At 73.3% G+C, this 24,708-nt stretch carries 27 protein-coding genes and 1 pseudogene; 14 read left to right on the top strand and 14 right to left on the bottom strand.

Features of this window, described 5'->3' with window-relative positions:
* From C1A33_RS22245 to C1A33_RS22235, 3 genes are all read right to left on the bottom strand, one after another.
* Positions 1-1,524, bottom strand: a 1,524-nt coding sequence (locus C1A33_RS22245) for an allophanate hydrolase (RefSeq protein ID WP_115537998.1), incomplete at its 3' end; no start/stop codon positions are given.
* Positions 1,525-1,540: 16 nt separating this feature from the next.
* Positions 1,541-2,395 carry a biuret amidohydrolase gene (biuH, locus tag C1A33_RS22240; RefSeq protein ID WP_243407820.1) on the bottom strand — a complete coding sequence of 285 codons (855 nt, stop codon included), beginning with the start codon at positions 2,393-2,395 and terminating at the stop codon, positions 1,541-1,543.
* A gap of 82 nt (positions 2,396-2,477) precedes the next feature.
* Entirely contained in the window at positions 2,478-3,200 is a 723-nt protein-coding gene (locus C1A33_RS22235; RefSeq protein ID WP_101833317.1) for a GntR family transcriptional regulator, read from the bottom strand.
* A gap of 242 nt (positions 3,201-3,442) precedes the next feature.
* Between C1A33_RS22235 and C1A33_RS22230 the strand changes: the two genes are divergently transcribed.
* The gene (locus C1A33_RS22230) at positions 3,443-4,111 is read left to right on the top strand and encodes an alpha/beta fold hydrolase (RefSeq protein WP_243407819.1); all 669 of its coding nucleotides are present in this window, start codon (positions 3,443-3,445) and stop codon (positions 4,109-4,111) included.
* A gap of 189 nt (positions 4,112-4,300) precedes the next feature.
* Here C1A33_RS22230 and C1A33_RS35155 read toward each other — a convergent pair whose 3' ends face one another.
* Positions 4,301-4,444, bottom strand: a complete 144-nt coding sequence (locus C1A33_RS35155) for a hypothetical protein (RefSeq protein ID WP_165818535.1) — start codon at positions 4,442-4,444, stop codon at positions 4,301-4,303.
* A gap of 168 nt (positions 4,445-4,612) precedes the next feature.
* Positions 4,613-4,924, bottom strand: a complete 312-nt coding sequence (locus C1A33_RS22225; RefSeq protein WP_101833309.1) for a hypothetical protein — start codon at positions 4,922-4,924, stop codon at positions 4,613-4,615.
* A 78-nt stretch (positions 4,925-5,002) separates the two neighbouring features.
* Here C1A33_RS22225 and C1A33_RS22220 point away from each other — a divergent pair, with 78 nt between their 5' ends.
* Both C1A33_RS22220 and C1A33_RS36960 read left to right on the top strand, forming a co-directional pair.
* A complete protein-coding gene (locus tag C1A33_RS22220) occupies positions 5,003-5,233 on the top strand; it encodes a hypothetical protein (RefSeq protein WP_173402713.1) in 231 nt (76 codons plus the stop codon).
* A gap of 434 nt (positions 5,234-5,667) precedes the next feature.
* Positions 5,668-5,940, top strand: a complete 273-nt coding sequence (locus C1A33_RS36960; RefSeq protein ID WP_243407822.1) for a hypothetical protein — start codon at positions 5,668-5,670, stop codon at positions 5,938-5,940.
* Positions 5,941-5,954: 14 nt separating this feature from the next.
* Here C1A33_RS36960 and C1A33_RS37550 read toward each other — a convergent pair.
* Both C1A33_RS37550 and C1A33_RS22210 read right to left on the bottom strand, forming a co-directional pair.
* Positions 5,955-6,095: pseudogene (locus C1A33_RS37550) on the bottom strand (FmdB family zinc ribbon protein); the annotation flags it as partial.
* 43 nt (positions 6,096-6,138) lie between these two features.
* Complete coding sequence (locus tag C1A33_RS22210) at positions 6,139-6,822, bottom strand: 5-formyltetrahydrofolate cyclo-ligase (protein ID WP_165818534.1); 684 nt, start codon at positions 6,820-6,822, stop codon at positions 6,139-6,141.
* Positions 6,823-7,077: 255 nt separating this feature from the next.
* Between C1A33_RS22210 and galU the strand changes: the two genes are divergently transcribed.
* The 6 genes from galU to C1A33_RS22180 all read left to right on the top strand — a co-directional run bounded on the left by galU (position 7,078) and on the right by C1A33_RS22180 (position 13,304).
* A complete protein-coding gene (galU, locus tag C1A33_RS22205; RefSeq protein ID WP_101833307.1) occupies positions 7,078-8,007 on the top strand; it encodes a UTP--glucose-1-phosphate uridylyltransferase GalU in 930 nt (309 codons plus the stop codon).
* Between the two features lie 279 nt (positions 8,008-8,286).
* Entirely contained in the window at positions 8,287-9,597 is a 1,311-nt protein-coding gene (gene glp / locus C1A33_RS22200; protein WP_101833306.1) for a molybdotransferase-like divisome protein Glp, read from the top strand.
* Entirely contained in the window at positions 9,594-10,091 is a 498-nt protein-coding gene (moaC, locus tag C1A33_RS22195; RefSeq protein ID WP_101833305.1) for a cyclic pyranopterin monophosphate synthase MoaC, read from the top strand. Before glp ends, moaC begins: the two co-directional genes overlap by 4 nt.
* Positions 10,088-10,738 (top strand): MogA/MoaB family molybdenum cofactor biosynthesis protein, encoded by a 651-nt coding sequence (locus C1A33_RS22190; protein WP_101833304.1) that lies wholly within the window; start codon positions 10,088-10,090, stop codon positions 10,736-10,738. Before moaC ends, C1A33_RS22190 begins: the two co-directional genes overlap by 4 nt.
* Before the next feature lie 9 nt (positions 10,739-10,747).
* Positions 10,748-11,383 carry a GNAT family N-acetyltransferase gene (locus C1A33_RS22185; RefSeq protein WP_101833303.1) on the top strand — a complete coding sequence of 212 codons (636 nt, stop codon included), beginning with the start codon at positions 10,748-10,750 and terminating at the stop codon, positions 11,381-11,383.
* 529 nt (positions 11,384-11,912) lie between these two features.
* Entirely contained in the window at positions 11,913-13,304 is a 1,392-nt protein-coding gene (locus C1A33_RS22180) for a gephyrin-like molybdotransferase receptor GlpR (RefSeq protein WP_101833302.1), read from the top strand.
* A 75-nt stretch (positions 13,305-13,379) separates the two neighbouring features.
* On the opposite strand, the gene C1A33_RS22175 is transcribed toward C1A33_RS22180, so the two are convergent.
* Positions 13,380-14,198: a cyclase family protein gene (locus tag C1A33_RS22175; protein WP_101833301.1), complete on the bottom strand. Its 819-nt coding sequence runs from the start codon at positions 14,196-14,198 to the stop codon at positions 13,380-13,382.
* On the bottom strand, positions 14,198-14,353 hold the full coding sequence (locus C1A33_RS35150) for a hypothetical protein (RefSeq protein WP_165818533.1): 156 nt from the start codon (positions 14,351-14,353) through the stop codon (positions 14,198-14,200). Before C1A33_RS35150 ends, C1A33_RS22175 begins: the two co-directional genes overlap by 1 nt.
* 56 nt (positions 14,354-14,409) lie before the next feature.
* Between C1A33_RS35150 and C1A33_RS22170 the strand changes: the two genes are divergently transcribed.
* From C1A33_RS22170 to C1A33_RS22155, 4 genes are all read left to right on the top strand, one after another.
* Entirely contained in the window at positions 14,410-14,793 is a 384-nt protein-coding gene (locus tag C1A33_RS22170) for an ArsR/SmtB family transcription factor (protein ID WP_101833300.1), read from the top strand.
* A gap of 78 nt (positions 14,794-14,871) precedes the next feature.
* On the top strand, positions 14,872-15,369 hold the full coding sequence (locus C1A33_RS22165; RefSeq protein WP_101833299.1) for an SRPBCC family protein: 498 nt from the start codon (positions 14,872-14,874) through the stop codon (positions 15,367-15,369).
* 220 nt (positions 15,370-15,589) lie between these two features.
* Complete coding sequence (locus tag C1A33_RS22160) at positions 15,590-16,201, top strand: TetR/AcrR family transcriptional regulator (protein WP_101833298.1); 612 nt, start codon at positions 15,590-15,592, stop codon at positions 16,199-16,201.
* Positions 16,202-16,233: 32 nt separating this feature from the next.
* The gene (locus C1A33_RS22155; protein WP_101833297.1) at positions 16,234-17,361 is read left to right on the top strand and encodes a hypothetical protein; all 1,128 of its coding nucleotides are present in this window, start codon (positions 16,234-16,236) and stop codon (positions 17,359-17,361) included.
* A gap of 65 nt (positions 17,362-17,426) precedes the next feature.
* On the opposite strand, the gene C1A33_RS22150 is transcribed toward C1A33_RS22155, so the two are convergent.
* From C1A33_RS22150 to C1A33_RS22130, 5 genes are all read right to left on the bottom strand, one after another.
* Complete coding sequence (locus C1A33_RS22150) at positions 17,427-18,269, bottom strand: mycofactocin-coupled SDR family oxidoreductase (RefSeq protein WP_101833296.1); 843 nt, start codon at positions 18,267-18,269, stop codon at positions 17,427-17,429.
* Positions 18,270-18,368: 99 nt separating this feature from the next.
* The gene (locus C1A33_RS22145; protein ID WP_101833295.1) at positions 18,369-20,861 is read right to left on the bottom strand and encodes a CaiB/BaiF CoA transferase family protein; all 2,493 of its coding nucleotides are present in this window, start codon (positions 20,859-20,861) and stop codon (positions 18,369-18,371) included.
* Positions 20,862-20,919: 58 nt separating this feature from the next.
* Entirely contained in the window at positions 20,920-22,392 is a 1,473-nt protein-coding gene (locus tag C1A33_RS22140) for an aldehyde dehydrogenase family protein (protein ID WP_101833294.1), read from the bottom strand.
* A 106-nt stretch (positions 22,393-22,498) separates the two neighbouring features.
* On the bottom strand, positions 22,499-22,693 hold the full coding sequence (locus C1A33_RS22135; protein WP_101833293.1) for a ferredoxin: 195 nt from the start codon (positions 22,691-22,693) through the stop codon (positions 22,499-22,501).
* Positions 22,694-22,890: 197 nt separating this feature from the next.
* Positions 22,891-24,210, bottom strand: a complete 1,320-nt coding sequence (locus C1A33_RS22130; protein WP_101833292.1) for an XdhC family protein — start codon at positions 24,208-24,210, stop codon at positions 22,891-22,893.
* Between the two features lie 56 nt (positions 24,211-24,266).
* Between C1A33_RS22130 and C1A33_RS22125 the strand changes: the two genes are divergently transcribed.
* The gene (locus C1A33_RS22125; protein WP_207770438.1) at positions 24,267-24,614 is read left to right on the top strand and encodes a hypothetical protein; all 348 of its coding nucleotides are present in this window, start codon (positions 24,267-24,269) and stop codon (positions 24,612-24,614) included.
* Positions 24,615-24,708 lie beyond the last annotated feature (94 nt).

The following is a 24,708-nucleotide window of genomic DNA, read 5'->3' as shown; positions in this document are numbered from 1 at the left end:
GGGGGAGGGTGGTGTGCGGGACCCGGGCGGGGCGGCGACGTGCGGGGGCTCCGGCCGGGCCAGCCGGTGGTAGGTCGCCCCGACCGGCAGCTCGGCGCGGTGGTGCAGGTCGGCGGCGAGGTCGGCGAGAAACGCGTCCCGGCCCGCGGGGGCGATGAGGGTCAGCCCGTGCGGCAGCGCGCCGGCGAAGCCGACGGGAACGGCGATCGCGGCCAGGTCGAGCAGGTTCACGAACGTCGTGTACCGGCCGAGCCGGCTGTTGAGGCCGACCGGATCGGCGTGCACCGCGGCGAGCGGGTAGGTCGTGGGCACCGTGGGCAGCGCCAGCACGTCGATGTGCCGCCAGACCTCGTCAGCCTGGCCTCGCAGCGCGCGCAGCCGGGTCAGCCCGCGGAAGGCGTCGGCGCCGGTGACCGCCGCGCCTGGTGCGAGCACCGACCGGACGACCGGATGCGTCCGGTCCGGATGGGCGAGGACGAACTCGCCGACCGAGGCGAACCGCTCGGCAAGCCACGGGCCGTCGTACAGCAGTTCGCCGGCGGCCAGGAACGGCCCGAGGTCCACCGGGACCAGCTCGCCACCGCCCGTCTGCAGCAGTCGGATCCCGTGCTCGTGGACCGCCCGGGCCCCCTCGTCCCCGAAGAAGGTCAGATCCGTCGACCTGGCCACCCCGACCCGGACACCGCCCGCCGCCCGAGCGCGCGGAACCCGAACCGGGGCCGGGATCGGAGCCGAGGTCGGGACCGGAGAGGTCGGGACCGGAGCTGGGGCCGGCGCCGTGGCCGCGACCGGGGTCGGACCCACGGGCGGCATCGGCCTGGACCACGGGTCGGCCGGATCGTGGCCGCTCATGACGGACAGCACCAGGCGGGCGTCCGCCACGTTGAGCGCGAACACGCTCAGGCAGTCCAGCGACCGGCAGGCGGGCACCAACCCGCGGGTGCTGACCAGCCCGCGCGAGGGCTTCACCCCGACGACGTTGCTCAGCGCCGCCGGCACCCGGCCCGACCCGGCGGTGTCGGTACCGATCGCGAAGCTGACCAGGCCGACCGCGACGGCGACGCCGGAGCCCGAGCTGGAGCCACCGGCGATCATGGTCGGGTCGAACGGCGAGACCGGGGTGCCGTAGGGGGAGCGGGCCCCGGTCAGGCCGGTCGCGAACTGGTCGAGGTTCGTCTTGCCGACGCAGACGGCGCCGGCGGCGAAGCCCGGGCAGCCGGCGGTCGTCGGCAGCCCCGCGACGTCGATGTTGTCCTTCACCGCGAACGGCAGTCCGAACAGGGCGGGCAGCTCGGCGCCGGCCGCCCGCCGCGCATCCAGGGCGGCCGCCAGGGCGAGCGCGGCGGCCCGTGGCACGAGTGAGATCCACACGCCGTCGTCGCCGCGGGACTCGATCCGGTCGTAGACCTCGGCGATCACCTCGGTCACCCGCAGCGTCCCGGCGCGGTACCGCGACCGCAGCACGGCGGCCTGCAGGTCGGGCGCCCGCAGGTCGGGGGCGGGGTCGGGGACGTCGATCGGCATCGGCCGGCCGGGCCGCTCAGCCGGCGGCCACGGCGGCGCCGACCGCCGTGCGCACGGCGGTGGAGGTCGCGACCGCGCCGAACACCCCGCCCTGCATGGTCACCATGTGCAGGGCCGCCGCGTGGTTGGCCGGGTCGGTCGCCCCGGTGCAGTCGGACAGCAGCAGGCACTCGTACCCACGGTCGTTGGCGTCGCGCATCGTGGTGTGCACGCAGACGTCGGTGGTGATTCCGGTCAGGATGATGTGGGTGATGCCGTGGCGGCGCAGCACCAGGTCCAGGTCGGTCGCGTAGAAGGAGCCCTTGCCCGGCTTGTCGATCACGATCTCGCCGGGCAGCGGCGAGACCTCGGGCACGATCTCCCAGCCGTCCTCGCCGCGGGTCAGGATCCGCCCGCGCGGGCCCCGGTCCCCGATACCGGCGCCGATCCGCTTCGAGCGCCACAGCTTGTTCGGCGGGCAGTCGGACAGGTCCGGTCGGTGGCCCTCACGGGTGTGCACGATGAGGAAGCCCAGCGGGCGCAGCAGGTCCAGCAGTGCGGCCGTCGGCGCGAGCCCGGCACGGGTCAGCGAGAGGTCGTAGCCCATGGCGTCCACGTAGCCGCCGGGGCCGCAGAAGTCGACCTGCCAGTCGATGTTGATGACCGCCGTGGTCGCCGGGCTGAACGACCCGTCGTAGGGCCAGGCGTAGGGCTCGGCGGCGACCGGCCCGATCCGGCGCCGCCCGGCGGTGGCGAGGCGGTCCGGCTCCGCCAGGGCGGGACCCGCGCTGACGGCGGGTCGCTCCTCGGCCGAGGCAGGCGATGCTCCGGTCGCGGGAGACGGTGCGTCGGCCGTCGGCGGGGCGTCCGTCGCGGGTGGGGTGGTGGTCATGGGACGGGGTCCTCTCGGGCGGTCCGACGCTGGTCGGGCGTGCTGGCGGTGGGCCGTCGGGGCGCCTGGTACGGCAACGGCACTAGGCCCGGTTGCCCGCGGCGCGGCTGCGGTGGAGCACCATCTGGGTGATCGCCCGGGCCGCCCGCTTCTCGACCACGTCCATGGACTCGCCGACGTGGCCGCGCAGCGCGAGGACGCTGGCTTCCAGGTCGCCGGCGAGGACCTTCTCGACGATGTCGAGGTGCTGGTCGATCGTGAGGCTCACCCGGTCGGCGGTGACGAAGTCGTGCATCCGGACGGGGCGGATGCGGGCGTTGACGGTGTCGAGCATGGTGGCGAGCTCCACGTTGCCGGACGCCCGGCTCAGCGTGATGTGGAACCGCTCGTCCAGGGCGACGAAGTCGGGATCCGGCGCGGGCGGGTCGGCGCGCAGCTCCCGCCAGGCGTCGCGCAGCGGCTCCAGCAGACCGGGGTCGTGGGTCGTGCCGGTCTCCACCGCACGCTGCAGGCCGCGCAGTTCCAGGGTGACGCGGATCTCGTAGAGGTCCCGCAGGCCGACGAGGTCGGGCTCGGCCGGGTAGTAGCCGCCGTCGGGCCGCTTCTCCACCAGGCCGTCGCTGGCGAGCCTGGTCAGGGCCTCTCGGATCGGGGTGCGGGAGACGCCGAGCAGCGCGGCCAGGCGTTCCTCGGCGAGACGGTCGCGGAAGGAGAACTCCCCGGACATCAGCTGGCGGCGCAATGCGACGTAGGCCTGGTCACGCAGGTTCCCGTTGGTGGACCGCGAGGTCGGCGACGGTGTCATACCGCCGAGCATCCGGCATCGCGCCGTGTGCCGCGGCACCCCCCTCGACCGTGCCGCGGCTGGCGGGGACCGTGACAGTCCTTCGGTCCGTGCTGCATACTGACCTGTATACAGGATCGGGTACATGATTGGGACGTTAAGGGATTCGTTCGCTTCCAATCAATGCGTTCATTGTTACGTTCACCCGACGGCGATTGCGGTCGCGTTAACGGCGATCTCCGCGGGTCGGGATGGGAGCCGTGATGGCGCTGGTCAGGTCGGCGGACACGGGCATGACCGGGGTGGCGTTGCCGCCGGTCGTCCTGGTGCACGGAACGGCGACGACCGGCGCGGTGTGGCGGCGGGTGCGCCGGGAACTCGGCGAGCGGCGCGTCCAGGCGCCTGACCGGCCGTCCAGCGGCCGGCTGTCGGCCGAGGTGGCCGCGTTGTGGCCGCTCGTCGACGGGGCGGTCTACGGCGGCGTCAGCGGCGGCGCGACGCTGGGGCTGGCGCTGCTCGCCGCGGGCGCGCCGCTGGCCGGCGCGGTCCTGCACGAACCGGCCGTCGGCTCCCTGCTACCGGGACTGCTCGCGCCGGTGGCCGCCGCGTACGCCGAGGGCGGGGTGGAGGCCTTCGGTCGTGCGCTCTACGGCCCGGCGTGGACCCCGGCGGAGGCACCGCCCGACCCGGCGGCGGTCGATCGCGACCTGTCGATGTTTTTGGAGTTCGAACCGCTGCCCCTGCCCGCGCGGCGCGGCCCCGTGGTCGTCACCGTCGGCGCGACGTCACCGCCGGTACGCCACCGGGCCGCGCGGCTGCTGCACGAGCGATTCGGCCTGACCGTGCGCGTCCTGCCGGACTGCGGGCATGCCGCGCATCTGGAAGCTCCCGCCGCCTTCGCCCACCTGCTCGCCGACGCTCATCGCCGCTGACCGGGCATTTCGCGTCGGGCGACCACCGATGCCGATGGCCGGCCGGGCCGGATTCCATCGCGGAATCCGGCCCGGATGGCCGGTCATATGGGGAGGCGGGCCGGCGATCGGCCGGATCATTGGCCCGGAAAGGGCGGAGTGTGGCTTTCCACTTCCGGGGTGCGAGCGCGCCCGGCTGGACGCGGGGGCTCAGCGCTCGACGTGGTGCGGCGGAAGATCCGCGAGGAGCCGGTCGATGTCCGGATCCTCATCCTCGGACAATGCCTCGTCGCCCCATCCGATCTCGCGATCGTCGTCGAACGGGTCGTCGTCGTGTGGCTCGGTGACGCTCATCGTCTCCCCCTCGTGTGGCGTGGCTTGTTCCGCGGTCACGATCCCACTCGGGATCCCGCCGCCGGGCCGCGTTCGCTGGTAATCGGTTACCGATGTGACGGGAGTGCCGACGCGCCCAGAAGGCGCGCGGGCGGCGGCGGAGCCGGCGGGTCAGCCACCCGCCGGCGGTCAATCTACGCCGCGCGTGGGCGGTGGCGTGGTAAGGGCGTGGCCGACCATCTCGACGACGAGCCGCAGGGTGGCCCGGCTGCCCGCCAGGAAGGCCTCCGTCTCGCGCTGGGACCAGGCGGTGGCGACGAACCCGGGGTCCGGCACCTGCGCCGCCAGCATCGCGCGGATGGCCGCCCGGTACCGGCTGACCGTGATGGGCGGATCCCCGACCGGATCCTGGTCGTAGTCCTCGTCGCGGTCTAACAGAGCGCCGACCTCATCGGACCGGCGCGGCCGGCCCTGATGGTGGTCCCCATCGATGGGGGGCATGGTTTCCTCCTCGAAGTCATTTGCTGTCGAGCAAATTAGACCCTAGCGAGGTTCTTGGGGAAGAGCAAAGTGGTTACGATGTTCCGCGTGGACGACGGTGAGCAGTTGGTCGGCATCGGGGACATCGCGTTCCAACTCAAGATCACGCGCCAGGCGGTGGACTACTGGACACGCAAGGACTCCCGGTTTCCGGCGCCCTTGCAGGTCATCAACGCGCCGACGGGTAGTGGTGCCAAAGGCACCCGGGTTTGGCGCAAGCGTGAGGTGGACGCCTGGATCGTGGAGCACTATCGGCGGCGCAAACAGTAGGACGTGGGTGGGCGGCCGCGACGCGCGCGGCATGCCCGATCCCGGTCCATCCGACAGTCATCCGATCCCGTCCGGATCGGGTCCTCGAGGTCGCCGCGCGGCCCGTCGCGTTCGCCGTTCCGGAGTGACCGGAAAATATCCGCCAACCGGTGGGAACGTGCCTGTCCGCGCATTGTGGCGATCCGGGGTGAAACGGAGGGATCGCTCCCGTCCGGACCCGGCGCGGCGTGTGTGCCGCGCCCGGGCCGGGTCACTCGTATGCCGGCATCCGCCGGCCCGTCCGGCTCGTCCGCCGGCCCCCGTCCGCTCGGCCCCCGTCCGCTCAGCCCGTCCGGTCGGACTCGGCCGCCCGCGGGCCCGACCGTGGCGGATCGGTCCCCGCACACGACGAAGGCGCCCGGGCGCTTACGCCTGGACGCCTTCGACGGTGTGATGTGGCTGACAGGTGCTCCTGGTGCGGCGGTGCCGTGCTGTGCGGGCGGTGTCTGGAGGGTCAGGCCGCCGCGGTGCTGGAGGCCGTGCTCGCCGTGGAGGAGGACGCGGCCGCGCCGCTGCCCGCCCCCGAGGCCGACGACGCGTCCGCCGTGGTCGACGAGGACGAGTCGCCGGACGAGGAGGCGCTGGAGCTCATGGCGTCGATGGTGGTGTCCTTCGGGCGCTGCTGCGTGGACCCGCCCGAGGAGCTGGAGCGGCTGTCGTTCTTGTAGAAGCCGCTGCCCTTGAACACCACGCCCACCGAACCGAACACTTTGCGGAGCCGCCCGGCGCAGGTCGGGCACTCCGTCAGTGACGCGTCGCTGAAGCTCTGCACGACCTCGAGGTCACGACCGCAGTCGGTGCAGCGGTACTGGTAGGTAGGCACGTACTCCTCCGGAGTTGGCACTCGGAAGTGGCGACTGCCAACTTTAGCTCGTGGGCGGCCCCGGATGTTCCCGGGTTCCGTCAGATGGTTCGCACCGTAGGGTACGACTCGGCGTGACGACGATGGTGACGCTGCGGTCGTGGGGCTCCGCCGGTACCCGTTCGAGCAGCTCCTGGTCGTACACGACGGCGATCACCGCGGCCCCCGTCGCCGCCCGGACGAGCGCCCGGTCGTAGGAGCCGCCGCCCCGGCCGAGCCGCCGGCCCGCCCGGTCCACGGCGAGCGCCGGAATGATCAGAGCCTGCGCCTCGCCGATGTCGCCCGGCGCCGCCGCCGGCGGTGGCTCGCGGGTGCCCAGGGCGCCGGGGACGAGTGTTCCGACGTGCTCGCGGAAGTCCAGATCCAGATCGGCGCGCAGGACGGGCAGCAGTACCCGGGTGCCGCGGGCGAGCAGCCGGGCCAGCAGGTCGCCGAGGTCGGGTTCCCCGGGCAGCCCCACGTACGCCGCCACGCAGCGCGCGTCGGTGATCTCGGGGATCGACAGGATCCGGGTGGCGAGCGAGCCGGGCGCCGAGCGGGGCCAGGTCGGATTCGCCACCGCCTGGCAGGCGCGGCGCTGGGCCAGGAGCCGGGCGCGCAGCCGGGCCTTGTCCGTGCCCAGGGGCGGGCGGGCCCGAGCCCGAAGCTCCGGGGGGAGTTCGTCGGGCGGTTCCTGTCGTCCCTGCACGTGCACGGCCTCCCGCGGGTCGGCACCGCGCGTGCGGCGCGGCCCAGGTCTCTGACCTCGGATGATGCATCGGAACTGGCACCAAGGAGGGGGTGGCGCGAAGGGTGACCACCAAGGGTCACAGCATGCCCCCGCGCAGGTCACGGCGGCCCCGTGCGGCCGGCCCGGCGGTAGCCCGGTCGATGTGAGCTGTGCGTTGCCCGTGAACGCCGCCGCGGCGCTGCCCCGCGCGAGGGACCCCGCTAAGGTTTGCCCATGCCAGTGACGAAGGCGGTAATTCCGGCCGCGGGTCTGGGCACGCGCTTCCTGCCGGCGACGAAGGCGGTACCCAAGGAGATGCTGCCGGTCGTCGACAGACCGGCCATCGAATACGTCGTCGAGGAGGCCTCGCGCGTCGGCCTGAGGGACGTCCTTCTTGTCACGAGCCGGGCGAAAAAAGCGGTCGAGGACCATTTCGATCGTGAAGGGGAGATCGAGGCCGCCCTCGAGCGCAAGGGTGACGAGGCCAGGCTGCGGCGGGTGCGCGCGTCGGCCGAGCTCGCCGAGGTGCACTCGGTCCGGCAGTCGTCGCCGCGTGGCCTTGGCCACGCGGTGCTGTGCGCCGCCGCGCACGTGGGCGACGAGCCGTTCGCGGTCCTGCTCGGCGACGACCTCATCGACGAGCGCGACCCGCTGCTCGCCGAGATGCTCAGCGTGCAGTCCCGCTTCGGCGGGAGCGTGATCGCCCTGATGGAGGTGCCGCGCGCGCAGGTCTCCATGTACGGCGTGGCCACGGTGGAGTCGGTGCCCAGCGGTCCGGACGACCGTTACGGCATCGTCCGCGTGCGTGACCTCGTCGAGAAGCCGCCCGTCGAGGAGGCGCCCAGCAACCTGGCGATCATCGGTCGGTACGTGCTCGCCCCGGAGATCTTCGAGGTGCTGCGCCAGACCGAGCCCGGCCGGGGCGGCGAGATCCAGATCACCGACGCGCTGCGGACGCTGGCCCTGCGCGCGGCAGCGGAACCCGGCGCGCTGCCGGTGCACGGCGTCGTGTTCACCGGCCGCCGCTACGACACCGGTGACCGGGTGGACTATCTGAAGGCCGTCATCCGGCTGGCCTGCGAGCGCGCTGACCTCGGGCCCGAGCTTTATCCGTGGATCGAGGAGTACGTGGCCGCCGGCGGGCCCAAGGGCGAGCTGTCCTGATTGGCAGGCGTCCACCCCTTGTCATGCACCTGACAAGCCTGGTTGCATTCGATTCACCGTGACGGCCCCCACAGGGTCGGGATCGCTCCCGGATACGGCCGGCGTGCGGATCGGCGCATCGCGCCGGCGCCGGCCGTGACCCGCGCCGGGGGCCTCCGGACCCCGTGGCCGGCGCCGTCGGGGACATGCCCGGGTTCCGATGGCCGCAGCCGGGGCGACGGCGGACGACGCGGCCACGGCGGGTCGCCGTCGCAGGCTCGGGAACGGGGATGGGCGCCGATGACGACGGTGGACGACCACCTGGAACGGATCCTCGCGGCGGTGACGCCGACCCGTGCCCGCCGCGCCGCCCTGCACGAGGCGCACGGCTGCGTGCTCGCCGCCGACGTGCGGGCGACCGTGGCCCTGCCCAGCTTCGACAACGCGGCGATGGACGGCTATGCGGTGCGGGCCGCCGACGTGGCCGGGGCCACCGAGCAGGAGCCCGTCACGCTGCCGGTCGCTGCCGACATCCCCGCCGGTCCCGGCACCCCGGCACCGCTGCCCGCCGGCACGGCCGCCCGGATCATGACCGGCGCGCCGCTGCCCCGAGGCGCGGACACCGTCGTCCAGCTGGAGTGGACCGACGGCGGGGGGGAGTCCGTCGCCGTGCGCGACGTCCCGCGCCGCGGCCAGCACATCCGCCGCGCGGGGGAGGACGTCACCCCCGGCGCGCTGGTCCTGGCCGCCGGGACGATCATCGGGTCGGCGCAGATCGGCCTGCTCGCCGCCGTCAACGTGGCCCGCCCGCCGGTGCACCCCCGGCCGCGGATCGCGGTGCTCTCGACGGGCACCGAGCTCGTCGAGGTCGGCTCCCCGCTGCGCGACGGCCAGATCGTCGACTCGAACAGCCACGGCATCGCCGCCGCCGCCCGCGAGTCCGGCGCGCAGGTCCAGCGGCTGACCGGGGTGCCCGACGAGCCCGACGCCTTCGCCAAGTCCTTCTACGGCATCCTGTCGCAGGTCGACGCGGTGGTGACCACCGGTGGGGTGAGCGTGGGCGCCTACGACGTCGTCAAGGAGGTGCTCACCGGGGCGGGCAGCATCCGCTTCGACCAGGTCGCGATGCGGCCGGGCCGGCCACAGGGCTTCGGCCTCGTCGAGGGCGTCCCGGTGTTCACGCTGCCCGGCAACCCGGTCAGTGCGCTGGTGTCGTTCGACCTGTTCGTCCGCCCCGCCCTGCAGCGGATGCGCGGCCTGCCGGCCACCGGCCTGCCGCGCGTCGAGGTGACCCTCGCCGAGCCGCTGCGCTCCCCGGCCGGCAAGCGCGGCTTCGTGCGCGTCACGCTCGACGGTCTGGGCGCCGACGGCCGCCCGGCCCCGGACACGCTCGCCCGCCCGGCCGGCGGCCAGGGCTCCCACCAGCTCACCTCGCTCGCGGCCGCGCAGGCGCTGGTCGTCATCCCCGAGGACGTGACGGAGGCGCCGGCCGGCTCGCGGGTGGCGGCGTTGTTGCTCGGCGATGTTCCAGGGTCCATCCTCTCCGGAGTGGGCTGGGCGGATGCGCACGCGGACGCGACGGGCCCGCCCGCGGGGCTCCCCACCCGATGAGCCGGTCGCACCTCACCCACGTCGACGAACGCGGCGAGGCCCGGATGGTCGACGTGTCGGCCAAGGAGGCCACCGCCCGCACCGCCGTCGCGACCGGGCTGCTGTTGGTGACCCCGGATGTGGTCGACCTGCTGCGCGGGTCGGGGGTACCCAAGGGGGACGCTCTGGGCACCGCCCGGATCGCCGGCATCATGGCGGCCAAGCGCACGCCCGACCTGGTGCCGCTGTGCCACCCGATCGCGATCTCCGGCGTGACCGTGGAGCTCACGGTCCGCGACGACGGCGTGGCCATCACCGCCACCGTGCGCACCACCGACCGCACCGGCGTCGAGATGGAGGCGCTGACCGCCGTCACCGTGGCCGGGCTGACCCTGCACGACATGGTCAAGGCGGTCGACCCCGGCGCCGAGCTGACCGGCGTGCGGGTACTCGCCAAGACCGGCGGCCGCCGCGGGGACTGGCAGGCCGGCCCGCCACGGGAGCCAGGCCCGTGAGCGGACGGCGGGCCACGCTGCCGCCCGGGACGCGGGCCCGGGTCGTCACCGTCTCCGACCGGGCGCACGCCGGGATCTACCCGGACCGCTCCGGCCCCCTGCTGGTCAGCGGGCTCGCGGAGCTCGGCTTCGCGGTGGGCCCGGCGACGATCGTGCCGGACGAGCGGGACCGGATCACCGGCGCGCTGCGCGAGGCGGTGGCTGACGGGTGCGCGCTGGTCGTGACCACCGGTGGGACCGGCCTCGGCTCGCGCGACGTGACGCCGGAGGCCACCGACACCGTCATCGAGCGCCCCGTCCCGGGCCTCGCCGAGGCGCTGCGGGCCGCCGGCCGCGACACCGTGCCCGCCGCGATGCTCTCCCGCGGCCTCGCCGGCACCGTGGGCGCCACCCTGGTGGTGAACCTGCCGGGCTCCACCGGCGGCGTCCGCGACGGCCTGGCCGTGCTGACCCCCGTGCTCGTCCACGCGATCAGCCAGCTGAGCGACATCGACGACGACGCCCACGGCGAGCCTGTCGTCGGCGGCCGTGCCCGCGGCGACCGGGCCATCGGCGACCCGGCCGTCGGCGACCGCGCCCGCGGCGGCCAGGCCCATGGTGGCCAGGCCCGTGGTGGCGGGCTCGGCGCCGCCGGGGCGCCGGGCTAGGGGGCGGGAATGGCGCGGGCGCCGGGATGGCCGGCCGTCCTGTCCGAGGGGTCCGTCGAGGCGCGCCCGCTGCGGCTGCGGGACGCGTCGGCCTGGGTGGACATCCGGCTGCGCAACGCCGACTGGCTGGCGCCGTGGGAGGCGACACCGCCGGGGCTGGTCATGGTACGCGAGACCTGGGCGCAGCGGCAGACGCTCGCCGTCTACCGGCAGATGTGGCACCGGCTGCGCCAGCAGGCACGCCTGGGCATCGCGCTGCCGTTCGCCGTCGCCCTCGACGGCCGCCTCGTCGGCCAGGTCACGGTCTCGACGATTGCCCGCGGCGCCTTCAACAGCGCACAGGTCGGTTACTGGGTGGACCGCGAGTATGCCGGCCGGGGCATCACGCCGACCGCTCTCGCCCTTGTCGTGGATCACTGTTTCGGCCCCGTCGGGCTGCATCGCGTCGAGGCGAATGTGCGCCCGGAGAACGTCGCCAGCCAGCGCGTCCTCGCCAAGCTGGGCTTCCGCGAGGAAGGCCTGCACCGGCGCTATCTCGCCATCGACGGCCACTACCGGGACCACATCGCATTCGCGCTGACGACCGAGGACGTTCCCGAGGGACTGCTGCGCCGGTGGCGGCAGAGCCCGCTGCGCCGCTCCTGACCCGCTGTCGCTCCCGTGCGGGCGCCGCCGCTTCCGGGCCGGTTCCCACCCCGGCGCGCCACCACCCGGGGGCCCGCACTCCGGTGGCCTCGAGGGTGGGGTGACGAGTTCCACTCCCGGTGTCGCCGGGGTGTCGTCATCCGGACGGTGACCGTGGTTCGTCACCCACCGTTGTTCCCGTACTCACCGCCGAGCCCATTCGCAGCGTCTGGCTGGAGCCTGGTGCTTTTCGTGAGTGTTTCCGTATGTTCTGTCGTGACCTTCCCGGGGGGTGATGGCCACTTGGACGACGAGGGGACGATGAGGCAACACCGCATTGCGGATGCGACACGCCGGGTTCGGGTCGGTGACCACGTGGATTTCGCTCACTAGCGTCAACGTCGAAATCGCAATCCGCTGGTGTCGAGAAGAGGCTCCTCATGGTCAGCGCCGCCGCCCCTGCCGGGCCCGCCGTGCCTGACGCGGGCACGGCGTTCGGGTCGCCGCTTCGCCGCCGGGGCCTCGACCGCCGCCGGGCGGTGATGCCACGGTGAGCGCGCTGATCTGGGTCGCGATTGTCGCGGTGTGGGGCTTCGTGCTGATCCCCATGTGGCTGCGCCGGCACGACACGTTGTCCGAGCAGCGTTCCACGGAGCGGTTCACGGTGGCGATGCGGGTGCTTTCCCGCCGCCCACCGCTGGACGACGAGGCCGCGGCCGCCGCGGACGTTGGTGGGGTGGGAGGAACGGCCATGTCGCACGTCGAGCCGTCGCACGTCGAGCTGCCGGACGTCGAGCTGCCGGACGTCGAGCTGCCGGGCGGCGAGCTGCCGCACGTCGAGCCCGGCTCCACCGGCGGGCCCTTCGCCGAGCGGGCGACGCCTGTCCGGCCGGCGGCCACCGGTACGCCGCCCGCCTCCACGGGGCCACGTACACCGCGCCCGCTCGGCGCCCGATCCGCCCCGGAGCCGCGGGCCGACACCCGCGCGGAGTCCCGTTCCGACACGCGCCCCGACGCCCGTTCCGAGCCGCGCCGGCCTGCCGCTGCAACGAGCGGCCCGAGCCGGCGGGTCAGCGCGGAGCGGGCGACCCTGATGCGGGTGCGCCGGCAGCGACTGACCGTTCTCGGCGCGCTGTTCCCCCTGACGGTGATCCTCGCCGCGGTGTTCGGTGGCCTGTGGATCGCCGTGCAGCTGCTGACGGACCTGGGGATCACCGCGTACCTCGTGCACCTGCGCCGGGCGGCGCAGATCGAGCGGCGCCTGGAGGTGACGCGGGCCGCGATCGAGCGCCGCATCGAGGCCGAGCGGGCCGCCCGCGGCCGCCGGCGGCCGGTGGGGTCCTCCTTCGCCTACCACGAGCGTGACGGGCTGGACGCGCTCACCCCCGAGGAGCTCGCCCACGCCCAGGCCGAGACCATCGACCTCGGCGCCCTGATGTCCGAGGCACCCAGGACCAGCGAACTTCCCGCTGGCTACCGGGCCGCGCCGGACCTCGAGGGGGCGTACGGCGTCGCCGCGGGTCACGCCGACAGCGGCGGCCACGCCACGGTGCTGCCGAACCAGGGAGCGATCGGCTCCGACCACGCGCCCGACTCGGATCAGGCCTTCGACGCGGGCCACGCGGACCAGGTGTTCGAGGGCGACCGCGGGCTCGTGCCCGGCCACGCACTCGGCGCGGAGCACGGTCTCGGCACGCAGTACGCGGCCGACGCGGACGAGGTCGAGGCGACCGCCGCGCGCACACCGTCGCGCTCCGCGGCCCGCCCGGCCGCGCGTCCGACGACCTCCAGGCCTGGCCGGGTCCAGATCAACCCGCCGGGCACGCACGGCGGCCTGACCGCGCCGCCGTCCGTCGAGCCGGCGCCCGCCCCCGTGGCGGACCCCGCCGCCCCCGAGGAACTCGACGATCCGCTGCTGCGCCGCCACGCCGTCGGCAGCTGATCCCGCCGCCGCGCCGGCCAGGCTCGGGGCGCCCACTTCGGAGGCGCGGTGCGTTCCGCGGAACGCGCACCCTGATCAGTGATGCGCGGTGCGTTCCGCGGAACGCGGACTCTGATCAGTGATGCGCGGTGAGCTCCGCGGTCGCGAACCCTGATCAGTGATCGACGGGTCGGATGGCGTGGGTCCCAGGCGGGCGACGGCTCGGACGGGAGCGCCGTCAGCGCCGGCGAGGGGCAGCGGGAACAGGAAGACCTCGATCGACCGGCGCTGACCGTGGGCGAGCACCAGCCGGTCGAGGCTGGTGAGGTTCTCGACGATCACCGCGCCGGCGCCGCACAGCACCCGGTGCGCCGCGAGGCCGTCCGTGCCGTCCGTGCCGTCCGTGCCGTCCGTGCCGTCCGTGCCGTCTGAGCCGTCTGAGCCAGCGGTGCGATCCACGCTGGCCGCGTCGATTCCCACCGTCCGCACGCCGGCGTCGACGAGCGCCTGCGCGGTGTCCACCGCCAGGTAGGGGTGGTCGAGGTAGGAGGGTCGTCCCCACCGGGTCGACCAGCCGGTCACGATGAGCACGACGTCGCCGGGCCGTAGCCCCGCCGGCAGCGAGGTGGGCCCGATCGGCGTTCGCGGAGGCAGGCCGCGGGCGTCGACGAGCCGTGCCGGTCCAATGAAACGTTCCAGCGGCAGCTCGTCGAGGCGGGGCAGCCGATCGTCGACATGCCAGGGCGCGTCGACGTGGGTGCCGGACTGGGAGCCCAGGTGCAGCCGCGCCACGTTCACACCATCGGCGGCGACCCGCAACGCCGGCGTGACGGTGATCTCGGGATCACCGGGGTACACGGGCATCCCATCCATGATCGGCACGGACAGGTCGACCAGCTCGGGCCCGGGCGCCATCACCGGCTCGCGGAGAGGGTCGCGCCGCGGGCGGACGGAGTGCGCGCGACGCCCAGGACATGCGCGCTCACGCTGTCGATCCGCATCCCGCCATTGTCGGCGATCAGGCCCCGGTCGGCGATCAGGTCACGGTCCGCGATCGGGGCGTGGTTCACGGTCGTCCTGCGCAGGCCCTGGTCATCGGTCCGAGGGTGGGCTAACATACAACCCGATGGTTGTAGATCGGGAGTCCGGGGACCGCGCCGACCGCATCTTCGCGGCGCTGTCCGACGCGACGCGCCGGGAGATCGTGGCGATGACCCTGACGGCGGAGTACTCGGTCTCCGAGCTCGCCCGCCGGTTCCCGGTGAGCTTCGCGGCGGTGCAGAAGCACGTGGCCGTGCTGGAGCGCGCCGGTCTGGTGATCAAGCGTCGCAGCGGTCGGGAGCAGCGGGTGCGCGGCAACGCGGATGCCCTGCGGGAGGCGCATCGCCTGCTCGACCAGCTGGCCGACGTCTGGCGGGGCCGGGTCGAGCGGATCGGGGCCCTCCTCGCCGAACCCGAACCCGAACCCGAACCTGGCCTTGACCTGGACCTGGACCCCGGCGGGGCATGACGTCCCGCGCGGACGGGACGGGGAACAGCCGGAAACGCCGAGAGCCGGAAACACCGAGAGAAGGAGAGGTACGCGCGCATGAGCGTGATCGACGTCCAGAAGGATCTGGCGGCCCTGACCCTGACGGTGACGTCCAGGTTCGAGGCGGCGCCGCCGCGGGTGTGGCAGGTCTGGTCGGATCCGCGCCAGCTGGAGCGCTGGTGGGGCCCGCCGAGCCATCCCGCGACGGTCGTCGAGTACGAGCTGACCCCGGGCGGGACGGTCACTTACTACATGACCGCGCCGGACGGCCAGCGCTTCCACGGCTGGTGGCGGGTGCGGTCGGTGGGCGCGCCGAGCGGGCTGGAGTTCGAGGACGGCTTCGCCGACGACGAGGGCAAGCCGAACCCGGACCTGCCGACGACGATCGTGCGGGTCACTCTCGACGCGGACGAGGCCGCCGGCGGCGCCGCGACCGTGATGCGGATCGTGACCACGTTCGGCGACGAGGCGGCGATGAAGCAGGTGCTCGACATGGGGGTCGCCGAGGGCATGTCGGAGGCGCTCGGCCAGATCGACGCGCTGCTGGCCGCCTGAGGAGCTGCCGGCGCCGCCGGGCCGGCGGCCCTCGCGAGCGCCGCCGGCCAGCCTGAGCAGGGGCGACGGCCCCGCCGTCACCGGTGGGGCCGTCGCCGCACGTGCTATCTTAAAAAGGAAACGACCCTGTTTCCTTTCTTTGACAGACGGGACGGGACGGCGGATGGACGGGACGGACCCCCGAGCCGGTGCGCGTCGGTCGGCGGGCGCCGGTCGGCCGATGAGCCAGGACCGGGAGGACGCCCTGCTGGACGCGGCGCTCGTCGTGCTGACGGAAGTGGGCTACGACCGGCTGACCGTCGGCGCCGTCTGCGAGCGGGCCGCCGCCAGCACGAAGACGGCCTACCGCCGCTGGGCGAACAAGGACGAGCTCATGGCGGCGGCCTTCCGCCGGGCGATCGAGCGGGAGACCGCGGCGCAGCTGGAGCCCGTGCGTACCGGCTCCCTGCGCGGCGACCTGATCGGCAACCTCGACCTGCGGGCGCGGTCCCACTGGACCTCGGTGAACCTGGTGGTCGGCCTCGTGGTCGCCTCGCGGATCGACGGGGACGCCGGCCGGCTCGCCCGCGAGCTCGTCCGTCAGCACGAGGCCGCCTACTGCGCCGAGCTGCTGCGGGCGGCGGCGGAGCGCGGCGAGGTCCGGCCCGGTCTCGACGTCGAGTCCTTCGCCGACCTGGCCCGCTCCTTCTTTCTGCACGAGCTCCTGGTCCGCGGCACGCGTCCCGATCGTGCCCGGATCACCGCCTTCGTGGACAGCGTGCTGCTCCCGGTCTGCTCCACCGGCGAGCCCCTGCGACCGTCCGGCCCGCCGGCCGGACCGGCCATCCCCTGACGACGGCCCACTCGGGCTGGAGAGGACCCCTGGTGACAGACGAGTTCGCAGCCAAGTACACCAAGATCCAGCATTCGGACACCGACGTGACCCTCGAGGATGAGGGCACCCACTTCGAGTCCCTGGCCAAGCCGTCGAGTGAGACCGACCTGTGGGAGGAGACGGCGCTGGGCGTCGTCGCCGAGGCCGGTGAGTACGACGTGCTGCTGTGGTCCGCCGGCTACGCGCTGTTCGGCAACGGGCGGGGCCTGTGGGGCCCGGGCGCGTCGGCCGAGCGCGAGATCCAGCTCATCGCGGTGCCGAGGTCGCAGCGCGGCACGATGAGCGACAACGACTTCTCCCGGGTCGGCTGGACCCAGGGGCAGCGGCTGCGCGGTGACCAGTTCGGCGTCACCACCACCGAGGACGCCGTGACCTGGGACTTCGACGGGCTGCGCTTCGTCTCCGCGCCGCCGCAGTGGCGGCTGGAGGGCAGCGCCGGCGACGCCACCTTCGACCTGCGCTACCACCAGAAGGGCTCGCCCCTGTGGAACTGGGGCCCCTTCGCCGGAGCCGCCGAGGCCGACCGCGCCGGCTACGACGTGTTCGTCGACGTCAACGGCACGATCCGCACGTCGAAGCACGACCTTGAGCTGACGAACGGCTACGGCGTGCGCGAGCACATCATCACCGGCCAGTCGAACGACCCGATCCGCAATCTGCCGGCGCCGCACTGGATGTGGTGGCTCTACACCATCAAGGACGACGTCAAGGTCAACTTCTTCCAGCCGCGGGACGACATGCGCCTCGGCTTCGTCAAGTACGGCGACAAGCAGGTGAACATCGCCCCCGGCGTCGGCCGCCTCGACTTCGAGGTCACCGAGCGATGGGACGACCCGCGCACCTCGCAGCACCTGCCCGTGCGGTGGCGGCTCGGGATGGAGCAGGACGGCGCCGCCGTCGACGTCGAGATCGCCGCGCACGGCCGCGCCTACAGCTTCTGGCAGATGTCGAACGGCGTCCGGATGTACTGCTACCTGCTGTCGACGACCACCGGCACCGTGTCGCTGCCCGACGGGCGCACCGTCGAGCTGGACAACCACCTGACAGTGAACTCGTTCTGCCGGACCATCCTCACCGCCAACGAGACCAGCCAGGGCCCCGTGTTCGACGCCCCCTGACGTCGACGCCCCTGGTTCAGGTTCTCGCGACGCCGGTGGCCCGCGGCCGCCCGCGTCGAGAGAACCTAACGGATGTTCGAGCCGAGGTCGATGCCCAGGACCTGGCCGGTGACGAAGCGGGCCTCGTCGGAGGCGAGGAAGAGCAGGGCGTGGGAGATGTCGACCGGCTCGGCCCAGGACTCGGGCAGCACGTTGATCATGGTGGCGAACATCTGGGCCGCGTCCTCCTTCGTCGGGTTCTCCAGGTCCGGGCGGAACAGTCGGTACAGGCCTTCGTTGAGGACCATGTCGGTGGCGACGGTGCCCGGGGTCAGGGCGTTGACCCGGATGTTGTGGCGGCCGACCTCGTTCGCGAGGCTCTTCATCAGGCCGATGACGCCGAACTTCGAGGCGCAGTAGTCCGAGAGGTTCGGCACGCCCTTCGTACCGGCGCCCGAGCTGGTCAGGATGATCGAGCCGCCCCGGCCCGCCTCGATCATCGGCGGCAGGCACACCGAGGTCGTGTTCCACACTCCGGTCAGGTTGACGGCGAGCACGTCCGTCCACTGCTGCGGGGAGATCTTCCAGCTCTCCGGGCCGAACGGGCTGATCCCGGCGTTGGCGCTGACGATGTCGACGTGGCCGAACTCGGCGAGCCCGGCGTCGAGGGCGGCACGCAGGCTGTCCCGGTCGCGCACGTCGGCCTGCCGGGCCACGATCCTGCGGCCGGTCTTCTCGACCAGGGCCACCGTCTCGTCGAGCTGGGCCGACTCCGCCTGCGGGTAGGCCATCCAGGGGAAGGCGTCGGGCTGGAGCAGGTCCACGGCGATGATGTCGGCGCCCTCGTTCGCGAGCGTCACCGCGTGCGAGCGACCCTGCCCTCGCGCGGCACCGGTGATGAAGGCGACCTTGCCCTCGACCCTACCCATGGCATCCACCTCGTTCTCGTCGACGGACTTCTGATCACCACGCGAGCGGGCCGCGCGGGGGGCTGCGGGCTGCGCTGAGGTTGCGCAGAGCGCTGGGGCCTACCGGAAGCCGCGGCCGCTGCCGCCGATGCCCGGGACGGTGCCGATGACGTTGTCGGCCTCCAGGGCCTTGATCTCCTCGTCGGTGAGGCCGACCAGATCGCGAAGGATCTCGACGTTGTGTTCGCCGAGCGTCGGGGCGGAGGTGTGGTTGTGGGTCTCGGGGCCGTCGGCGAGGCGTGCCGGGTAGGCCTGGAGCAGGTGCTTGCCGGTGACGGGTCGTTCGGCGGGCTCGTAGAAGCCGCGGGCGCGCAGGGGCTCGAGGTCCAGTGGCTCGTCCTGGCGCAGGATCGGGGCGGCGGGGACGCCGGCGGCGGCGAGCCGTTCGGCGGCGTCGGTGGCGTCCTGGTCACCGGCCCAGGCGGCGAGATGGGTGTCGATGCTGTCGTGGGCGGCGCGGCGACCGGCGCGGGTGTCCAGCGCCGGGTCGCGGGCCCAGTCGGGATCACCGAGCACGCGACGCAGGGCCTGCCACTGCTCGTCGCTCGCGACGGAGATCATCAGCCAGCGGTCGTGGCTGCCGTCGGGCAGCGGATCGACGGTGCGGTAGGCGCCCTGGGGGGCCGCGTACGGGGTGCGGTTGCCGTCACGGGAGAGCAGGGTGCCGTAGGCGGAGTGGGCGATGACCTGCTCGGCGGTGACGTTCAGCGCCCCGAAGATCATCGGGCTTTCGACGAGCATGCCGCGGCCGGTGCGGCGGTGGTGCTCGACGGCGAGCAGCAGCGCGAGGGTGGCGTGGCCGCCGGCGGTCGGGTCCATCGGGCCGTTGGGGATCTCGGGGGCGGCATCGGCCCAGCCGGTCATCCAGGCCATACCGGAGGTCATCTCCATGGTCTGGGCGTAGCCGCCGCGGTCGCGCCAGGGGCCGGTCAGACCGTAGGCGGGCGCGCGGACGACGATGATGTCCTCCTTGATCGCCCGCAGCTCGTCATAGCCCATGCCCCAGCCCTCCATGACCCGGGGCGAGTAGTTCTCGATGACGACGTCGACGTGCGCGATGAGGCGTTTCGCCAGCTCGCGGCCCTGTTCGGAGCCCAGGTCGAGGGTGAGGTCACGCTTGTTGGAGTTCGGGCCGATGAACAGCGGCGCCATCTCCCACCAGCCGGGCTCGCCCATCGGCCGGACGGCGTTGAAGCGCATCGCGTCGGGGCGCTGGGCCGATTCGACGTGGATGACGTCGGCGCCGAACATCGCGAGCACATGGCCGGCGACGGGCCCGGCCCAGTTCTGGGTCAGATCGAGAACCCGTAGGCCCTCGAACGGCAGTGCCGCACTCGGCATGCCGCCCGCGCTGCCCGCGCTGGGCGTGGTGGTGCCGGCGGCCGCCGCCCGGGGGGTGGAGATGATCTCCGGGGTTCGGGGTGGTTCGGCCTGGTAGTGCTCGGTCTGCTCGCCGAGACGGGGCGCGGGGGTGAACGGGCGGCGGGCCGCGCCGCCGGACAGGGTGTAGGAGACGTCGGGCTGCAGGAAGCCGCCGCGCGGGTTGGACAGGTAGCCGTGCCGTTCGACGAGATGGTCGAAGGCGGCGACCGTGTCGCCGCGGCCCACGGGCGAGGCGGGGACGCGTAAGGCGTCGGCGAGTTCGAGGATCTCGTCGGTGGTGTGCTCGGCGGCCCAGGCGTCGATGGCGGCGGTGAGTTCGGCGGAGCGGCGGGTGCGCACGTCGAAGCGGATGAGGGACTCGTCCTCCATCCATTCCGACTGGCCGGCGAGCACGCAGAAGTCGAGCCACTGCTGGCCGGTGACGACCATGAAACCGACGTAGCCGTCCTTGGTGCGGTGGATCGCAGGCAGGTTGCTCATGCGGTTGGCCCGCATCGGCGAGCCGGCGATCGACGCCCAGGTCACCGTGTACATGGTCATCGTGTGGATGGCCGCCTCGAGCTGGGAGACGTCCACCAGGTCGCCGGTGCCGGTGGCAAGCGAGCGCCAGCGGGAGGCCAGCGCGCCGGTGGCGGCCATCATTCCCGAGGTCCACTGGATCAGCTCGCCGCCCTGGATCACGGGCGGCCGGGTCGAGCTTCCCCGGGTCATCAGCGCACCGCCCAGCGCCTGGAGCGTCGCGTCGGTGGCCGGCCGTTCGGACCACGGCGAGTCCAGGCCCCACGGGGTGATGCTCACGACGATCGCGTGCGGATACCGGGCGCGCAGCGCGCGCGGGTCCAGCGCCTCCAGCCCGCGCGGCACCCCGTTGCGAGCGGTGACGATGATGTCGGCCCCGGCGAGCAGGGACCCGAGCAGGCCGGCGTCGCCGACGGCGGGGTCGACGAGCACGCTGCTCTTGGACGTCGCCAGGAACTGGAACAGCGCCCCGTCGTCACCCTCTGCGACGGGCGCGCCGTCCGCGCGCCAACCACGCAGCCAGTCGCCGTCCGGCCCCTCGGCCTTGATCACCTCGGCGCCGCCGTCCGCCAGCAGTTTCGTGGCGTACGCCCCCGCGATACCGCAGCTCAGGTCGACGACGCGAACACCGTCCAACGGCGTGGTTGGCATGTGCTTCCCCTCAGAGCGATGCGACGGGCCCTTCAGAGCGATGCGACGGGCGACGGCGTCACAGCGCCATCCAGACGTTCTTGGACCGGGAGAACTCGCGGATGCCCGCGATGCCGCCGAGCCGGCCGATGCCGCTCTGTTTCACCCCGCCGAAGGGGATCGCCTCGTGGATGCCGACGAAGCCGTTGACCCAGACGTTGCCCGCTTCCAGCGCGGCGCTGACCCGGTGCGCCCGGCGAACATCGTTGGTCTGGATGTAGGCGGCGAGGCCGAACTCGGTGTCGTTGGCGATGCGGATCGCGTCCTTCTCGTCGATGAACTTGATCACCGAGAGGACCGGCCCGAAGATCTCCTCCTGGGCGAGCCGGCTGGAGTTGTCGACGTCGACGAACACCGTCGGCTGGATGTAGTAGCCGCCGGCGAAGTCGTCGGCGCCGCGGGACCCGCCGATGAGCAGGCGCCCCTCGCCCTGGGACTTCGCCCGGTCGATGACGCCCATGATCCGGGTGCACGCGGCGGAGTTGATCACCGGGCCCATGGTGGGCGGCGCGAGCGCGGTGGCGGGGTCGCCGAGCGGGATCTGCTCGACGGCCGCCCGGATGATCTCGACGACCTGGTCGTAGACCGAGGCCTGGACGAGGACCCTGGTGCCGTTGATGCAGCCCTGGCCGGACAGGTTCACGATCGCGCCAAGCGACTGGCTCGCGGCGGTGACGAGGTCGGCGTCATCGAAGATCAGGTTGGCGGACTTGCCGCCGAGCTCCAGGGCGACGGGCTTGAGTGTCGCCGCGGCGCCGGTCAGGACCGCCTTGCCGACCGCCCCACTACCGGTGAAATGCACCTTGTCGACGCCCGGGTGGGCGACCAGGGCCGCGCCCGCGTCCGCCGCGCCCGGTACGACCTGGAACACGCCCGGCGGCAGGCCGGCCTCGAGGGCGAGCTGGCCGATGCGCAGAGCGGAGAACGGCGTCAGCTCCGGCGGCTTGACGATCACGCAGTTGCCGGCGGCGAGCGCGGGGGCGCAGGTCATGCCGATCGCGTGGACGGGCCCGTTCCACGGGATGATCACCCCGACGACGCCGAACGGCTCGTCCCGGGTGTAGTCGAACGACGGCACCTGGTCGGTGGTGATGACCTCGCCGCCGATCTTGTCGATCCAGCCGGCGTTGTAGGTGAACAGCTCGGCGGCCGCGTGCGGGGCGAAGTGGTGGATGTAGGCGGGTGCGCCGTTGTCGATGACGGCGAGCCGGCCGAGCTCCTCGGCGTGCTCGCGCAGCAGCCCGGCCAGGCGCAGCAGCGCGTCGCGGCGCGCGCTCGCGGGCATCGCCCGCCAGGCGCCGAACGCCGCCCGAGCGCTCGTCACCGCCTGGTCGATCTCCGCGGGTCCGGCGACCGGCACCTCGACGGTCGGGCTGCCGGTGGCGGCGTAGATGTGCTGGTGGATGCCGCCCGAGGCGGAGTGCACGATCTTGTCGCCGATCAGCAGACCGGCCTCGCCTAACAGGTCGAGCGGAGCTTCCTGGACGGGCATGAGGGTCCTCTCGCCGTACGGGTCGCACGGGTGTGACGGTCGCCGCGTGGATGTCCGTGACCAAAAAGTAGTGAACTTGTATTACTGACTCAACCCGCCGATTCGGTCAGTCCTCGAGAACGATCGCCCGCTCGGGGCAGCCGAGCTCCGCGAGCCGGGCCGTGGGCACGAGCTCGGGCGGGACCTCGGAGACGAGCGCGACGGCGTGACCGTCCTGCTCGCTCGTGTCGATCAGGTCGGGCGCGTTCATGGCGCACAGTGCATGCCCCTGACACTCCGCGTCCTCGATGCGGATCCGCATGGCCTACCTCCGTCTGACGGTGCCCAGATCTGTTGTCCGCGCGGGGCGCGGCTGGGACGCCACGTCCACCGGGCGCGGTGCGGGGTGGCGCTGCCGACCGCGAGCCGCCGCGGCGTCGTCTCCGGGGTGTGGTGTCCGGCCTCCTACGTGACCTTGGTCACGTGGAGTCTGAGTATAGGTAGTAGATATCGCTGATATCAACCAATGCGCGCTCGCCTGACGGCCCCGCCGGCCTCGGCGCCGGAGGTGGCACCCGCCGCCGCGGGCCGTCCAGGAGCCGGGCGGTGGATCTCACCGGAGGTGACGCTCAGGGGCAGCCACCGCCCTTCCGAGCGCAGTCCGATGATCTCCGCGGCGATGGAGACCGCGGTCTCCTCGGGCGTGCGCGCGCCAAGGTCCAGGCCGATGGGGGAGCGCAGCCGCGACAGTTCCGCGGTCGTGACCCCCGCGGCGCGCAGCCGGCGCACCCGATCGGCATGGGCGCGCCGCGACCCCATGGCGCCCACATACCCCGCCGGCCCGCGCAGGGCGGCGGCCAGCAGCGGCGTGTCGAACTTCGGGTCATGGGTGAGCGCGACGATCACCGTGCGGTCGTCGACCGCGGTTGACCTCAGATAGCGGTGCGGCCAGTCGCGGACGACCTCGTCGGCGTCCGGGAAACGTCTCCCCGTCGCGAAGACCGGTCGCGCGTCGCACACCGTCACCCGGTAGCCGAGGGCCCGCCCGATCCGGCTGAGGGCCGCCGCGAAGTCGACCGCGCCGAACACGAGCATGCGCGGCGGCGGACCGAACGACTCGACGAAAACCTCCACCCCGTCGGCCGTCTCGACGACATCCTCGGCCCGTTCGTCCTCGTCGGCCCGTTCGCAGTCCGCGGCCCCTTCGCCGTCCGCGGCCCCTTCGCCGGGCTGCTCGCGGCGCCGCCGCCTGCCGGGCGGCCCGTAGTGCCACAGCGCCACGCCGCCCTGGTCGAGCTGACCGCGCGTGTCCTTGACCACCGCCGCGTCCAGGTCCACCGCGTCCGGATCCGTCGCCTCCTGGGCGGCGTAGGCCAGGGTGTCCGGGCTGAGCGAGCCGGCGACCCTGTCGCCCCAGACCGCCAGCTGCGCCCCCGTCGACGCGGCGCCGGACACCACGGTGGCCACCGACACCGGCTCGCCGCCGGCGATCGACGCGAGAATGTCGCCGAGCGGCCCGCTGTTGGTCGGATCCACTGGCCGGATCAGCACGTCGAGCGTCCCGCCGCAGGTCAGCCCGACGGCGAAGGCGTCGTCGTCGGTGATGCCGAAGGACCGCAACACCGTCTGTCCGGTGGTCAGCACCTCAACTCCCGCGTCGTACACGGCGGCCTCGACGCACCCGCCCGACACGCTGCCCACCACCTCGCCGCCCGCGGTGACCGCCATCGCCGCGCCGGGCTCGCGGGGCGCGCTGCCGTGGACGCGGATCACCGTGGCGAGCGCGAAGGTCTCGCCGGCGTCCCACAGCCGCCGAAGTGACTCGAGGATGTCCCGCATTGTCCGCTCCTTGGCAGCGACCGCCCACGCCGAGGCGGGGGCGAGGGCGCCGACCCGTGCGGGACCAGGCTCCCGAAGGACCACCAGAACGTGGGAAGGCCGGCACGGACGAGGGTACGGGCGAGTTCCAGGGCCTGGTGCTCGCCCGCCTGCACCGCAGCGCCTTCGAGCACCTGGGTGTGCGGGCGTGCCCGAAGCTGACCGGCCGACGCGGCGTCCAGATCTGGATGCCGGTGGCACCCGGGACGACCTTCGACGAGACGCGAGCCTGGGACGAGCTCGACGACCCCGCGCTGCGCCCCGACAGCGTCACGATCCGCACGGTCTTCGACCGTCTGGCTCGGCGCGGCGACCCCTTCCGCGCCGTGCTCGACGCGAGCCAACCCCTCCCGCCCCTCACCTGAGACCCGGCGATGGTGGGCTTGTCCGTCGCGCCGTGGGGTTTTCGCCGGATCAGGCACGAAGTGGCCAGTGGGCCGCGACGGCCTGGCCTGGTTG

The organism is Frankia canadensis (assembly GCF_900197875.1).
In the GTDB taxonomy this organism is placed as follows: domain Bacteria; phylum Actinomycetota; class Actinomycetes; order Frankiales; family Frankiaceae; genus Frankia; species Frankia canadensis.
Note: the sequence above shows the minus strand (reverse complement) of the source record. Positions and strands in the feature narration are given on the sequence as shown.